The following is a 14,490-nucleotide window of genomic DNA, read 5'->3' on the forward strand; positions in this document are numbered from 1 at the left end:
AATGTTTTACTTGAGTGAATTCCAAAAAAACTTCTGGATAAAACCCCCGGCCCCTGCCGGTAAAACCTCCCGAGCAACACCCCCCCTTTTTTTTAAAAAAAACTTACATCCTGGTTACAGCCTCTTCCCGAAAGGTTCTGGTGTAACCAATAAGGCGCCCCGCATGCTCTGTGGACGGCAAAAAAGAACCCCTGCTCCGGCCTGTCCACTTGCCGCGAAGCAGTAAAATTAAACGTATCGACCATTTTGAAGATCTGAGCTGTGAAATCTTGAAGGGTATGGGAAGGATTAAAAATGCTGGCTGGTGGGGAAAGTAATGCAGCAACCCCTTTTGCAGTCCACATAGTGCTTTTAATATATTCGCCGTTGCTTTATATTTTCCTGCTGACGCTATAGAAAAAAAATTAAAAACCCCCTGGTTCTATTCGTAAATCCAGGGGGCAAGGCTCAACGAGTAATCGAACAGCTCTTCTTCCCGGAAAAACAACGGAATTTCCCGCGCCGCGCTGGCCGGGGAATCAGAGCCGTGCACAAGATTCCGCCCGATATCAATCCCGTAGGAGCCCCTGATGGTTCCCGCCGCCGCGCGGGCGGGGTCGGTTGCGCCCATCATCTCCCGGACCAGGCTGATGCAGTTGCGGCCCTCCAGAACCATTACCACAACCGGGCCCGATGTAATAAACTGCACCAGCCCCTGAAAAAAGGGTTTATCCCGGTGTTCGGCGTAGTGCCGGGCCGCAAGCTCCGGAGTAATCCAGACCATCTTCAGGCCCACAATTTTCAGGCCCCGGCGCTCAAAAGCCCTGATCACCTCCCCAACCAGCTGGCGCTGGACCCCATCAGGCTTCACCATGACAAAGGTTCTTTCCACCAGACGCTTCCCCTTTCTCTTTTAAGCCTCTTGCATCAAAAGCTGAAATTCGCTTGCTTCAATCGTCTCCTTTTCCAGGAGAGTGTTTGCAACCAGATGCAGTTTATTGATGTGCTGCTCCAACAGGCTTTTCGCCTTCTGATAGCACTTCTCGATGATCTGGCGCGCCTCCTTATCAATGGAGAAGGCGATGGCTTCGCTGTAGTTCCGGTCGCGCGCCAGGTCCCGCCCCAGGAAAACCTGCTCCTGACGGCGCCCGAAGGTGAGGGGGCCGAGTTCCTCGGACATTCCGTATTCCGTGATCATCTTCCGGACGAGCTCGGTCGCCCGCTCCAGGTCGTTCTGGGCGCCGGTGCTGATTTCCTTGAGGACCAGGCTCTCCGCAACACGCCCTCCCAGGAGGGTGGTGATTTCATCCAAAAGCCGGGACTTCGTCACGTAGTGGCGGTCCTCGGTGGGCAGGAGCAGGGTGTAGCCCCCGGCCCTCCCCCGCGGAATGATGGAAATCTTGTGCACCGGATCGGTGTGGGGAAGGAGGCTCCCCACCACCGCGTGCCCCGCCTCGTGGTAGGCCACCAGCCTCTTTTCCGTTTCGCTCATGACGCGGGACTTCTTTTCGGGCCCCGCGATCACCCGCTCGATGGAGTCCTCCAGTTCCTTCATGGTGATCTTCTTTTTGCCCCGGCGGGCCGCCAGCAGGGCGGCCTCGTTCACCATATTGGCGAGGTCGGCGCCGGTGAAGCCCGGCGTCCGGCGGGCAAGAACCTCCAGCTCCACATCTTCGGCGAGGGGTTTTCCCTTCAGGTGCACCTGGAGGATCTCTCGCCTGCCCTGGAGATCGGGGCGGTCCACAACGATCTGGCGGTCAAAGCGCCCTGGCCGCAGTAGGGCGGGATCCAGAATATCGGGCCGGTTCGTTGCGGCAATGATGATGATCCCCTCGTTGGCGCTGAATCCATCCATTTCAACAAGCAGCTGGTTCAGGGTCTGCTCCCGCTCATCATGGCCCCCTCCCAGGCCGGCGCCCCGGTGCCGCCCGACCGCGTCGATTTCGTCCACAAAAACGATGCAGGGGGCGTTTTTCTTTGCCTGCTCGAAGAGGTCCCGCACCCGGGCGGCTCCCACTCCGACAAACATCTCCACAAAGTCGGAACCGCTGATGCTGAAGAAAGGGACCCCCGCTTCCCCTGCCACCGCCCGCGCCAGGAGGGTTTTCCCCGTCCCCGGGGGGCCATAGAGGAGAACACCCTTCGGGATCTTTGCACCCAGTTCGTTGTACTTCTTCGGATCCTTGAGAAATTCGACAATCTCCTGAAGCTCCTCTTTTGCCTCATCAACCCCGGCAACATCGGCAAAAGTAACCTTCCTCTTGTCAGGATCGAGCAGCCTGGCCCTGCTGCGCCCGAACTGCATCACCCGGTTGCCGCTCCCCTGGGTTTGCTGAAGCATAAAAAAAACGAAACCGACGATTAAAATTATGGGGAGAAGGGTCGAAAGGAGGCCTGCCCACCAGGGCGTCCCCTGATGCGGCTGGTAATCAACAACCGTCTCTCCTGCCAGCACCTTTTCCGCAAGGAGCTGGTGGAGGTTGGAGTCGTGAAAGGGAACGTAGGTGGCAAATTCCTCACCCTCCCTGGTTACTCCCTCAACATGGTAACCGTCCTCCCCATTCCCGGTTAACTTCACGCTTTTGATTTTCCCGCTTGCCAGAGATGTATAAAACTGATTATAGGACCAATCCTTGGGATGGGACTGGGGAGGTACTGCCAGCTTAATTGCCATAACTGCAAAGAGAACGATGACCAGATAAATTAATAAGTTCTTCATGACCCGGCCCACTTTACCCCTCCTCTCGCAAGGATAAAGAGCAAACTCTTCCAGGATTCAAATTATTGTAACACAATTCAGCAGCTTTCTTCAATTTCTTTGAGAACTCGTAAGACGAGAACACGCCTGGTCTGAGGCGTTACTCTGGCCTCCTCGCTTATCCTGTAACCCACCACCCAGTAAACCAGGCCGTTGGAGGCCACAAGGGGGACGCGTTCCCGCTCGGGCCGGGGAATTTTCAGGTCGCTCAACAGCTTTTTGATCTTTTTCGTTCCTCCCAGGCCCAGAAGCCGAATCCGGTCGCCGGGCCGCCGCGTCCGTACATACAGGGGCAATTTTATTTTATCATAATCGAAGCAAGCCTGGTACCTCCCGTGCGGCATGAAAGCATAACCGCCTGCCCGGACTTCTGCGTGAAAGGTCAGGCCCAGGGAGGGAATATCCGTTCTTCCGGGTATCTCCAGCTTCTGAAAAACATCTTTCAATCCGGAAACTGCTCCGGCAGCCCGCTCCATCGCAAAAAAGCGGTAGCTTTTCCGGAGCCTGACCCCGTGTGGCAGGTGGATTTCTCCCCCCGTGGGCCCATTCGCGAGAAAGGCAAGGGAATCCTCGAGGTGCTGGAAGCCGAGGCCGCGCAAATCCCCGCCCGCAGCCCGGAATGCCGCACGGAGCAGCCGGCGCCGGAGGGCAAGGGGAAGATGGAGAAAGACCGGGAGGGGAAGCTCCACCTTTCCGGATTCACAACGCGCCAGACTCTTCAGCAAACCCGCGCTAATCTTTTCCAGAAAGCGGTTCTCCTCCTCCATAATGCCTGCCAGCCTCAAGACCGCCCGGTTGATGCCGGGGTTGAATTCCCGCCGCAAATAAGGCAAAAGTTCGTGCCGGATCTTGTTCCGGAGGTAAAAAGTTTCCAGGTTGGAGGGATCGGTGCACCAGGTGAGGCCCTGCTCCCGGCAATAGGCCTCAATCTCCTCCCTTGTTGCCTCCAGGAGGGGGCGGATGATCATCCCGCGCCGGGCCGGGATTCCGGCCAAACCGGCAGGCCCCGTGCCGCGCAGAATGTTGAAGACAACCGTCTCAACCTGATCATCCGCATGGTGGCCGACCGCGATCCGCTGGGCACCTGCCTGGCGCGCCACGTGAAAAAGGAACCGGTAACGCGCCTGGCGCGCTGCCTCTTCGATCCCCAGCTTCCGGAGGGAGGCGAAACGCGCCACCCGGCAGTAGCCTGTGGTAACGGGAATTCCCCAGCTGTGGGCGATCCTCTGCACAAAGGCGGCCTCCACCCGGGCGCCAGGGCGCAGCAGGTGGTTCAGGTGGGCGACATGCAGTTTAAGGGAATAATCAGGAGCCAGTTCTTTCAAGATATGGAGCAGGGCCAGGGAGTCCGCTCCTCCTGACACCCCGACAACCACTGTCATTCCCTGCTGAAGCAGCCGCTTCCGTTCGATAAAATCTCGCACCCTTGCCTGAAGCATCTTTTCACTCCAGTTCCGATTCTCTAAAAAAGCGCGCCACAAGCACTGTCATGTCATCCCGGTGCTCCGGCCCTCCGGCCCTGAGGGCGCGCTTTAAAACCAGGTCGGCAACCGCCTGGGGATCGTCAAGCTTCAACTCCTTAAGATAAGTATAAAGCCATTCCCCCGGCATGATGCCTTCCTGATCCGCCTCCGTAACGCCATCTGTTGCCATCACCAGGAGATCCCCGGAGGAAATCTTTCTCCTCAAGAGCTGGACCTCAACCTGTTCGAGGATCCCGGCGGGCCAGCAGGGAGACCTGATCACCTCAACGTGCTCCCCTCTTTTCAGGAAGCTGGGAGGTGCCCCCGCCTTCAAAAAATCCAGAGTTCCGGCTTCAAGCTCGACCAGAGCCAGATCAATCGTTGCCGCGCTTTCTTCACCGCCCCGCAGGAAGAGGGCGGTGTTGACGATCCCTGCAGCGGTTTCCGGATCGACTCCGTTCCCCAGCAATTGTTCGAGCATTTTCACCACAATCCTGCTTTCCCGCGCGGCGTTGATCCCCGTTCCCATTCCGTCGCTTACGGTGAGCAGGAGGCGGTGAGGCGCCAGCCGGGCAACGGCAAGGCTGTCGCCGCACAGGGGCTCGGCGGGTTTAGAGCGCTGGGAAAAACCAATTTCTGCCTGGAGGGGCGCAGCGGGATCGCTCTCCCTCCTTCCCTTCCCAAGCCAGGGGAGCAGGAAAGGAGAGCCAAGGTAAAAAACCAGGGCCGCAAGGAGGCCGGCCGTAAGGTGCCCGGAGAGTTGCTCCGGGCTCCCGCACACAAAGGAAAAAAGGAGGTTCGCCACAAAGAATCCCAACAGGACGCCGCAGCGGCCGAAACCCTGGAGCAGCCCCGAAAAAAAACCGGTTCCCGCGTAGAATCCCGCTCTTGGAAGGACCAAAAAAAGGTCGCCCCCCAGAAACAACCCCAGCAATACACCGGCGCCTGCTCCCCAGCCCGCCCCCCAACCCAGCGCCACCACCAGCAGAATTCCCCGCGCTCCAACCTCCCTGAGCATCGTCGGGCCAAGCGGGAGATCTCCCAGGCCGCATAAAATTAAAATCAGCCCCAGGAGCGCCTTGAACTCCCGGGGACGGCCCCTGACCCCTTTTAGAATGCAGGCAAAAGGAATGGTCAGGAGCCCGGCCAGGAGGGACTCACACAAGATTCCCAAAAAAGCCCCGTGCTTGAGCCCCGGGTAAAGAAAAAAACAGCCCTTGACAAGGAGGTTGACTCCCCCGGCAGCCGCCGCGGGAGGCAGAAAACCCTCGCCGGAAAAACCTCTTACCCGGCGCGCCAGCAGGACTCCTCCCGCGACCGCAAAAACACCCGCCAGGGGGGGAACCGGGGCCTCCGACCCGCCCTGCATGATGATGCCGAGCAGCACCCCTCCCAAAACAGGCCAGGGGGTTTGTTCAGAGGCCACAGCGGAAGCAACCGCAAAGGAGGAGGCAAAGGGGGCGAGGCCGCCCAGGAGAAAGCGGCCGGCAGCTAAACCCAGAACGAATTGCAGGCAGTACTGCAAGATGGAGCTTTTCCCGAACTGCTTGAAAAGCGCGCGCAGGCTTCCGGCCTTCATTCTTCCCGATCTCCCGACAAAGGTTTGGGTTTCGTCCTGACTATTATAATATACAGAAACGCAGAAACAAGGAATTTTATGGATGAAGGGGCGAGAAAACTGCCGACAAATTACCGACAAATTAAAAGAAAAAACCCCCACTCTTTCTTCAGGTGGGGGCTATTTTTCTGGTGACCCGTAGGGGATTCGAACCCCTGTTACCGGCTTGAAAGGCCGGTGTCTTAGACCACTTGACCAACGGGCCCCTGATCTCCGTTTAATGGTAGCGGCGGAGGGATTCGAACCCCCGACACTGCGGGTATGAACCGCATGCTCTGACCAGCTGAGCTACGCCGCCATAAGAAGTTTTGGTAGCGGGGGCTGGATTCGAACCAGCGACCTTCGGGTTATGAGCCCGACGAGCTGACCACTGCTCCACCCCGCACCGGCTGACACACATAAATTATGCCCGAAAATAAAGGAACTGTCAAGAGGTATCTCCCGCGCCTTTCACGCTTTTTGCTTTTTGATTTTTACCTGTTCCTTAAGCCAGGAGAGCCAGGGAGAAAATCCCGTGTTTTCCCGGGCGGAAATCCGGAAAATCTCGAGATCCGGATTGATTGCCCTGATGTCCTTTTCCAAAAGGGAAAGGTCGCAGTCGGTGTAAGGCAAGAGGTCGATCTTGTTGATCAGGACAACCTGCGCCTGCCTGAAAATTAAAGGGTACTTCAGCGGCTTGTCGTTGCCTTCGGCAACGCTCAAAACCACGGCGCGGGCGTCCTCGCCGAGATCGAACTCCGCCGGGCAGACGAGATTTCCGACGTTTTCGATGATCAGCAGGTCGAGTCCCCCGAAATCAAAATCCTCCAGGGCGGGCCTGATCATGCGGGCATCCAGGTGACAGGCCCCGGCGGTGTTGATCTGAACAACGGGAACGCCGTACGCTTCGATCCGCTCCGCATCCCGCGTTGTATAAATGTCCCCCTCGATCACCCCCAGCTTCAGGCTCCCTGCCAGATGCTCAATGGTGCGCTCGAGGGTGCTGGTTTTTCCGGAGCCGGGGGAACTCATGAGATTCAAAACAAAAATTCCATGCTTTTGAAAAAAAGTCCGGTTCTCGCGGGCAACCTCTTCGTTCTGCTGCAGAACCGGGGCAGCCAGCCTCACCTTAACCATCGCTCAGTCTCCTTCGTAAAAGTCGATGTAGAGCTCCCTTCCCCCCACCAGCTTCACCTGGGGGCTGGAGCAGGAAGGGCACAAAAATTCATAATCTTTAATTTCAAAGGCATGCTGACATTCTTTGCACTCTCCTCTTACAGGCTCCTCTTTAATTTCCAGGACCGCGCTTTTGAAAAGATCCTCCTCCTTAAAGACTTCAAAGGCAAACTGCAGAGCCTCAGGGACGGCCATCGTCAGCTTCCCCACAACCAGCTGGATTCGCGTAATCTTTTTAATCCTGTTTTCTGCGGCACTGGCGCGCAGGGTAGCAACCACATTTTCCATCAAAGAAAGTTCGTGCATCTGGTTCCCCGCCTTCAAGATCTCTTGCGTGCGCCACCACCATTTTAAGCGAAACCGTCCGGGCGCGCAACCCCTGCTAAAGCAGGCGCGCGATTTCAGCCAGGACGCGGTCCCGGGCGCGCGGCACTGCAGCCGCAACCTGGGGGGAAAGCCCCTCCTGAAACGGCTCTTCTGAAAGAATTTCCACCCCTACGATCACAAGCTGGGCGGGGATTTTTTCCAGCAGCCTCCCCATCTCCACGGCATCAATTACATTGATCCCGTGGGAAGAGAGGGGCATCACTTCCCGCGGGGGGAGAAGAGAGGAATCGAAGCAGTGGACGGTGCCCGGCGGCGCCCCGCTCCTGACCGCATCTACGATGATCACCCGGTCTGCTCCCTCCCAGAGATCAAGGAGATTGAGGCCGGGGCAACCGGCCTCAATCACTTTTACTCCGTTTGGAAGCTGGCGCTCTTTTAAGCTCCGGACCACGTGCAGGCCCACGGCGTCGTCTGACGCGTATTGATTGCCGCAGCCGATCACAAGGATCCGGTGCTGCATTACTCCTCCCGGCGGATCCTGACCTTGATGGAGTGGGTGGCGCAGGACTGGCACGGGTCGTAGTTGCGCACCATGATCTCGCACTTGAGAGTCAGTTCTTCGTCGGAAAGGTGGAGCAGCTTGGGCACAAATTCTTCAAAGTCTTTTTCCAGGTTGTAGACGTTCCGGGCCGTCGGCGCCACGATGTCCCACTTCTGGACAACCCCGTCCTTGTCAATCCGCCCGCCGTGGCAGCAGATCCCGCGCGCCGCCTCCGTGACGGCGTAGGACTCGCCGGCCTTGTATTCGAACTTCGGCTCCTCGTACTTGGGATCGCCGAGTTCATCGATCAGCTCAATGGAGGCGTCAATGGAGTGCACAAGTTCGATCCCGCGTGCCACAATGCTCATGAACGGGTTGAAGCAAGGAGCCGTAAAGCCGACTTCCTTCGCCGCAGCCTTGGCGTCGGCAGAAAGCTGTTCGAAGTTGTTGTTGACCCGCGGGAGCGGACCGACCATGAAGGAGTCGCGGCCCTTGATGATGGCATGCTTGCAGTTGCAGCTGGGGACGTGCTTCTCGATGATCCAGACGGGGTACTCCCAGTCGGGGACGTTGAGCCCCTCGGTGGAGACAAGGCGCCCGTCGTTAATCGCGTACCTCTTGTCATCGTGCAGCGAAACGTGCTCGCACTTCCGCACCAGATCCGGGTACGGCGGCTGGGAGGCGAGCTTGGCGGCAAGCTTCACCGTTTCGAACGCAAACTCCTTGGCAGCCTTCAGGCGCTCTTTCAGCTTCCGGAGTTCGGAGCCTTCAGGAACCGCGGTAAAACCGCCTACCGTCGAGGCAACCGGGTGCACCTCGCGCCCGCCAACAATGCAACTGATGTCATTGCCGAGGCGCTTCAACTGCAGCGCCTTGCCCACGATGGGAAGAAGTTCAGAGTTCCCCGCCATGGCGATGACGCTTTCGTAGCCCAAAAAGTCAGGCACCGCCAGGCAGTAAACGTGGAGGGCGTGGCTCTGAATCCAGTCGCCGTAGTGCAGCAGCTCCCGGAGCAAAACAGTCTGCTCGCTGACCTTGACACCCATCGCCCGCTCCACAGCACGCACTGCCGCAAGGTGGTGCGCATGCGGGCAAATGCCGCAGATCCGCTGGACGATCTCGGGAACCTCTTCGGCTTTCCGGCCTACGAGGAAGGCTTCAAAGAATCTGGGCGGCTCCCAGACCTCCCAGCGGGCCTTCTTTAATTCTCCGTTCGGGCCGATGATGATGTCGATCGCCCCGTCTCCTTCTGTCCGGGCAATGTAATCAACAAAAATTCTCCGGTCGCTCATACAGCCTCAGCTCCTTTTCTAAACTCCGGCGTGTTCCCCGCGTACTTCAGGAACTTCCGCCTCACGTCGTCACGCGTAAGACCGAGTTCCGTGAGGAACGTCTGCGCGAGAGATGCCGCGTTGGCATCATTTGCCGGCCCCCGGCAGCCCTCACACGGCCTGTTCAAGCTGGGGCAAAGGGCGCCGCACCCAGCAGCGGTAACGGAACCCATGCACGGCTTTCCTTTGTTTACGAGGAGGCATACATTCTCCTTCAGCTTGCACTCATTGCAGACGCTGTGGGGCCTGAAGTGCGGGTTGACACCCAGCAGGGCGCTCTTGATCAGCTCCACCATTTCCCCAATATCGATCGGGCAGCCCCTCAGGTATGCGTCAACTTTGACATAATAGTCAATGCCGTAGGCCGGGATCGACTTGATGTCCCAGAGTTCAGTATAGACTCTTTCTTCCGCCTGCCGCTGGGTGCCGGCAAAGTTCTTGATGGAGGGGAGTCCACCTGTGCAGGCACAAGCTCCCATCGCTACGAGAACCTTGCATTCTTCGCGGATTTTCTTCAATTCCAGCAGTTCTTTGGGGGAAGTAACGGCGCCTTCCACAAACCCGATGTCGTACGGCCCCTCGTGGTTCTCCCGCTTGGCCATGACAAAGTAAGCAATGTCCACAGCCCCCAAGACATCCAGCAGGTGGTCCTCAATGTTGAGAAGCTCAAGCTGGCATCCTGCACAGGAACTGAACTTGAAAACTGCAATCCTTGGTTTTGCCACCTGGCACACCTCCTTAAAAGATCTCTTCGGGGAGGTCTTTGATATCCGCGTACTTAAACACGGGGCCATCCTGGCAGACAAAGACCGGACCGATCTGGCAGTTGCCGCACTTCTTAATTCCGCAGCTCATGCGGCGCTCGAGGGAGACGTAAATCTGCTCCGGACTGAAGCCCCGCGCCAGGAGCCCCCGCACCACAAACTTCATCATGATCTCGGGACCGCAGGTGATCATGATGGTGTTTTCGGGTCTGGAGGCCATCTTGTCGAACAGGGTGGTCACGACACCGATGTTGTGGCCCCACTCAACTCCCGGCGGGACGTAGTCCACCGTGAGATAAAGCCGCGTGTTCGGGATCTTCCGCCACTCCTCAAACTCATCGGTGAAGAGCATGTCATTGGGAGTGCGGGCGCCGTAAAGGATTTCAAAATCACCGTACTGGTCGCGGCGCGCCTGGATGTACTTGATTACAGGGCGCAAGGGGGCAAGACCGATCCCTCCGGCAACCAGGAGCACGTTCTTGCCTTTCATTTCCTCGACAGGCCAGCCCACACCGTAGGGTCCCCGGATCCCGACAATGTCCCCGACCTGGAGCTTGGCAAGGGCATTGGTGACGTTGCCCACCGCACGGATTGTATGATCAAAGGAATCCTTCACATCCGCGCAGGAGCTGATGGAGATCGGAGCCTCTCCGATTCCGAAGATGCTGATCATATTGAAGACGCCGGGATCGTAGGTGTAGGCCTCCTGAACCTTGGCATCCACAAAGGCGAAGGTGTAGGTGGTAGTGTCCTTCGTCTGCGGCTTGATCGCCTTGATGACCGCTTTCTGCGGCTCCCAGGGGCTCTTCTCGGGGGTGATCTTCTTGATCACGGGGGTGAAGAGTTTTACTTCCTTGGGCGGGTTGGGATTGGCCTGGATCGCAGCAACAATTTCAACCGGATCGATGGACTTGATGCAGGTGGAAACGCAGCGCCCACATCCCACGCAGCCGGGTGATCCTTCAAACTGCTGGCTGAAGTAGGCTAATTTGTGGAAAATCCGCTGCTTGATCCGCGCCGCCCGGTCGGGACGAAAGATGTGGTCAAGCGCAACCCGGGAGAACTCGTAGAACATGCAGGAGTCCCAGGTCCTCGGGCGCTCCCCGGATTTGAGCGTGAGGTCGACGTAGTCCTTAACCCCGAAGCAGAAGCAGGTGGGGCAAACAGTGGTGCAGGTGCCGCAGGCAAGACATTCCTCTTTAAGTTCTTCCCACTTGGGATGCTCAACGTTCTGATGGAGGAGTTCGCCCAGGTTTTCAGCATCGATCCGCCGCGTGATCTTCTGCTGGCAGGCCCGCAACGCCTTATTCCTGGCAATCAGGTCGTCCGCGGAGGCGGCCGCCAGACCTGCAGCCAGTTCTTTTCCTGCTGCGCTTCCCACTTCGACAACGTACCTGTCGCCTATATCCGTCAGGGCAAGATCAAACCCGGCATCCATTGCCGGCCCCGTATTGAAGGAAGAGCAGAAGCCGTTTTCGCAGGGCGCCACACAGTTCAAGCCGATGATCACGGTGTTTTCGCGGCGGGCCTTGTAATAGGGATCGGGATATGTCCCCAGAAAAACCTTATCCAGGCTGAGCAGAGCGTTAACATCGCAGGGATGAACCCCAAAGAGAACCTGTTTCCCTACTTTTTCGCCCTCTCCCGCAATCTCCACCGCCCCGTCAAATTTAAAAAGGGTCTCAACCGGCCGGTGGAAATACTTCTTCGGGGGCAGGATTGTGGTGTCGTAATCAAGGCGCAAATCTTCCGCAGCAGCAATAGGGCCAAAGACAAACTCCGTGTCCTTTGCAACGGGGCCGAAGACTTCGTAATCAGCCTTTAGCTTTGCCACAAAGCCGCCCAACTCTGCTTTCGGGAGCACAAATGCTTCCACTGGCAAAATACACCTCCCACAAAAATTAGATGTGAACTACTCCTCCTCGCAAAGAAGGAGCTTCCTGCTTCATCGAGGAAACCTCTCCCGCAGGCGTAACTTCCCGCAGTCCCTGCGGTAGCCCGCCCCTCTCCTCTCCCTTAAAGCAAATTTTCTAAGGAGATTCCCCGGCGGGAATTAAAGAGCACTACTTCTGGAATCCCCCCCTCTCACCTCCTACTGCCAGTTCTCCAAACAATTCCCCTTCACCTGAGTCTGGGCAGCATGAAACAACGCAGGGCACAAAAAAGGGGCTGCAATGTATTGTCCGTCCGGTGGGAAAAACGTGCGGTAAAGGAACCTGAGCTGAACAAAGACTGCCTTAGATTTATTCTACATGCAGGGGTAAAATCCTCCTGAAAATTTATCGATCTACCTCAAATTTGATTCGACATTTTTTCTGGAAATCCTCGTTTATGCAGTAAAAAGTACAAAATAAGCCGGATGGTTGGGGGAGGAGGCAAAAATGATTTCCCGCCTTGGGATTGCCTGCACCCGGGAGGGTGGTGATGGGATATATGGGACTGGGAAGGAAGGTGCTTTTGCTGCGGATTGATGAGTAAGGAAGGGTGCCTTTAAGCCCTATGAGATCTAGTTCAGCATCAGCTTCGCACCTGTCGCAAGGAGGGCAAGGCCGAGAACCTTCCACCAGGTAAAGGGAACCGCCTTCAGGCCAAAGAGGCCGAAGTGGTCGATCACAAGAGCAGTAGAAACCTGGCCGACGATGATCAGGGTTGTGGCAACAGCCACACCCAGCTTGGGGATGCTGGCTACAACGGCGTAAATGATCAGGACTCCTAGCAGTCCCCCCAGGTAAGTGTACCAGGGGGCCTGCGCCCAGCGGCCCAGGTCTCCCCTGCCCAGCTGGAAAAGAAAGAGTAAAATGATCAGGGTCAGTGTTCCCGTAACGTGAACGATAAAGGTGGCCTCCAGAAGGCCGACGACCTTGCTCAGGGCGGAATTTAAAGACCCCTGAAGGGCCATCGTGATCCCTGCGATGAGGGCAAAGAACAGGGGAAGCAGCGCGAGAGACACGGAGACTATGACCCCTTCCGCGGCTGGCTTAATTCCAGAATGATCCCGTGCAGGAGATCAGCTTCGCTGACGGTGATTTCCGGAATCTGGAGATAACCTAAAATAGCCCATAAAATGGTAGTCCCGGCCACAATGATATCAGCCCGCTCCGGCTGGAGGCCGGGCACGTTTTTTCTTTCGTCTTTATTCTTCGCCGCGAGGTGAAACAATATTCTCTCTACCGCATCTCTGGTGAGACGGTAGCCGTGCACCCGGTCCGGGTCGTAGGTCGCCAGCGCCTGGTCCACGGCTGCAAGGGTTGTAATCGTCCCTCCCACTCCGATGAGGTTTCGCTCCCGCCGGAGCGCGATCTCGTCCAAAACGGCCTTCATCGGGGCAAGGAGTTCGGAGAGCAAAGCCGGCCGCTCGGTAAGCCTGACCGCGCCCAGGGGAACGCTGACACAGCGCAAACCAGAGGCAGGCGCCCCGGGCCGTGCCGGGAAAGTGAACTCCGTGCTTCCCCCGCCGATGTCCACCACCACCCCCTCTGCAACCCCGGGCAGGGCGCGGCAAGCGCCCAGGTAGCTGAGATAAGCCTCTTCTTCCCCGCTGATGACATCCACCTCAAATCCCGCTTCCTCTCTGACCTGTTTTAAGAACCCGGGTGCGTTGGGGGCCTCCCGCACGGCGCTGGTTGCCACCACCCGCATGCAGGAAACCCCGTACCGGCGGGCCAGGGCCCCGAACTCCTGAAGGGCGCGCAGGGTCCGGGCAACAGGCTCGGGCCGCAACCCCTCCCCCCTTGCCACACCCTCCCCGACGCGGGTCATCCGCAAAGCAAAAAACCTGGGGATAACCCGCCCCCCTTCAACCTCTGCAATGAGCAAACGGGTGGAGTTGGTGCCGATATCAATTGCCGCAAACCTTTCTTTTCCTGCAGCCTGCACCGAAAACCGCTCCTTAATGAATCAGTCGCCGTAAGGGTTCTGCCCGTAATTTTTGGGGCGGGGCTGGACCCTCCCGGGAACTGCAGGAACAACCAGGACCTCGCCCGGCTTCACCAGCCCGAGATGCCGGCGCGCCGCCTCCTCGATGTAGGCGTCGCTCCTGTAAAACTCAAGCTTCTCTCGAATCTCCCGCTGTTTTTGCAGAAGCGCCTGCTCTTCCCGGCGGAGCCGGAGCAGCTCCCTCTCCAGGCCCCAGATTTTAAGCTGCAGGGGAAGCAGGAAAAGGGCGCAGAGAAACCCCGTCATGATTAAAAAGAAGAACCGCCGCTTCCAGAGCAACCTCCGGCCTTTGTGATCCAGTTTTTTCCTGCGCCGCCTCATGTGGTTTCTTCCTCCGCTTCATCCTCTTCCCGGAAAAGACCCAGGGATGTAGGAATGATGATCACAACCTCATAACCCTTGCTGCGCGCCCGGTTCAGAAGGGTGGCAACCGTCGTGGCGTTGATGCCCATCTGCTTTGCAATTGCCTCATTGCTGTACCCCAATTCTTTGAGAACAACCGCCTGCTTTTCCCGAAAGCTGAGCCTTTCGGCGCCGCGAATCTCAAGATGCACATGCTACCCCGCCTGTTTATCCACATTTTGTGGATATATTGTGGATAAATTTTGTACAAAATTA

14 protein-coding genes and 3 tRNA genes are annotated in these 14,490 nt (G+C 57.5%); all 17 read right to left on the bottom strand.

All coding sequences use genetic code 11. The features are described from left to right. Positions 1-421: 421 nt before the first annotated feature. Entirely contained in the window at positions 422-871 is a 450-nt protein-coding gene (ndk, locus tag HPY58_03440) for a nucleoside-diphosphate kinase (protein ID NPV28707.1), read from the bottom strand. Positions 872-892: 21 nt separating this feature from the next. After that, positions 893-2,698 carry an ATP-dependent metallopeptidase FtsH/Yme1/Tma family protein gene (locus HPY58_03445; GenBank protein NPV28708.1) on the bottom strand — a complete coding sequence of 602 codons (1,806 nt, stop codon included), beginning with the start codon at positions 2,696-2,698 and terminating at the stop codon, positions 893-895. Positions 2,699-2,775: 77 nt separating this feature from the next. Further along, positions 2,776-4,176 (bottom strand): tRNA lysidine(34) synthetase TilS, encoded by a 1,401-nt coding sequence (tilS, locus tag HPY58_03450; protein NPV28709.1) that lies wholly within the window; start codon positions 4,174-4,176, stop codon positions 2,776-2,778. A 4-nt stretch (positions 4,177-4,180) separates the two neighbouring features. After that, a complete protein-coding gene (locus tag HPY58_03455) occupies positions 4,181-5,779 on the bottom strand; it encodes a SpoIIE family protein phosphatase (GenBank protein ID NPV28710.1) in 1,599 nt (532 codons plus the stop codon). Between the two features lie 168 nt (positions 5,780-5,947). Further along, a tRNA-Glu gene (locus HPY58_03460) sits at positions 5,948-6,023 on the bottom strand. Positions 6,024-6,039: 16 nt separating this feature from the next. Further along, positions 6,040-6,116, bottom strand: a tRNA-Met gene (locus HPY58_03465). Between the two features lie 11 nt (positions 6,117-6,127). Further along, a tRNA-Met gene (locus tag HPY58_03470) sits at positions 6,128-6,203 on the bottom strand. Positions 6,204-6,268: 65 nt separating this feature from the next. Beyond that, positions 6,269-6,934 (bottom strand): hydrogenase nickel incorporation protein HypB, encoded by a 666-nt coding sequence (hypB, locus tag HPY58_03475; protein NPV28711.1) that lies wholly within the window; start codon positions 6,932-6,934, stop codon positions 6,269-6,271. A 3-nt stretch (positions 6,935-6,937) separates the two neighbouring features. After that, positions 6,938-7,279, bottom strand: coding sequence for a hydrogenase maturation nickel metallochaperone HypA (gene hypA / locus HPY58_03480; protein ID NPV28712.1), 342 nt, complete (start codon positions 7,277-7,279; stop codon positions 6,938-6,940). Between the two features lie 76 nt (positions 7,280-7,355). Then, positions 7,356-7,820 carry a hydrogenase maturation protease gene (locus HPY58_03485; protein NPV28713.1) on the bottom strand — a complete coding sequence of 155 codons (465 nt, stop codon included), beginning with the start codon at positions 7,818-7,820 and terminating at the stop codon, positions 7,356-7,358. Then, entirely contained in the window at positions 7,820-9,133 is a 1,314-nt protein-coding gene (locus HPY58_03490; GenBank protein NPV28714.1) for a Ni/Fe hydrogenase subunit alpha, read from the bottom strand. The genes HPY58_03485 and HPY58_03490 overlap by 1 nt, the downstream gene beginning before the upstream one ends. Continuing rightward, a complete protein-coding gene (locus tag HPY58_03495; protein ID NPV28715.1) occupies positions 9,130-9,897 on the bottom strand; it encodes an oxidoreductase in 768 nt (255 codons plus the stop codon). The genes HPY58_03490 and HPY58_03495 overlap by 4 nt, the downstream gene beginning before the upstream one ends. 13 nt (positions 9,898-9,910) lie before the next feature. Next, a complete protein-coding gene (locus HPY58_03500) occupies positions 9,911-11,812 on the bottom strand; it encodes a hypothetical protein (GenBank protein NPV28716.1) in 1,902 nt (633 codons plus the stop codon). Between the two features lie 630 nt (positions 11,813-12,442). Further along, a complete protein-coding gene (locus HPY58_03505) occupies positions 12,443-12,886 on the bottom strand; it encodes a DMT family transporter (GenBank protein ID NPV28717.1) in 444 nt (147 codons plus the stop codon). Between the two features lie 5 nt (positions 12,887-12,891). Beyond that, positions 12,892-13,812: a Ppx/GppA family phosphatase gene (locus tag HPY58_03510; protein ID NPV28718.1), complete on the bottom strand. Its 921-nt coding sequence runs from the start codon at positions 13,810-13,812 to the stop codon at positions 12,892-12,894. Positions 13,813-13,833: 21 nt separating this feature from the next. Then, on the bottom strand, positions 13,834-14,193 hold the full coding sequence (locus HPY58_03515; GenBank protein ID NPV28719.1) for a hypothetical protein: 360 nt from the start codon (positions 14,191-14,193) through the stop codon (positions 13,834-13,836). Then, the gene (locus HPY58_03520; GenBank protein NPV28720.1) at positions 14,190-14,426 is read right to left on the bottom strand and encodes a sigma-70 region 4 domain-containing protein; all 237 of its coding nucleotides are present in this window, start codon (positions 14,424-14,426) and stop codon (positions 14,190-14,192) included. Before HPY58_03520 ends, HPY58_03515 begins: the two co-directional genes overlap by 4 nt. Positions 14,427-14,490 lie beyond the last annotated feature (64 nt).

This window comes from Bacillota bacterium, from assembly GCA_013177945.1.
Taxonomy (GTDB): Bacteria; Bacillota; DSM-12270; order Thermacetogeniales; family Thermacetogeniaceae; genus Ch130.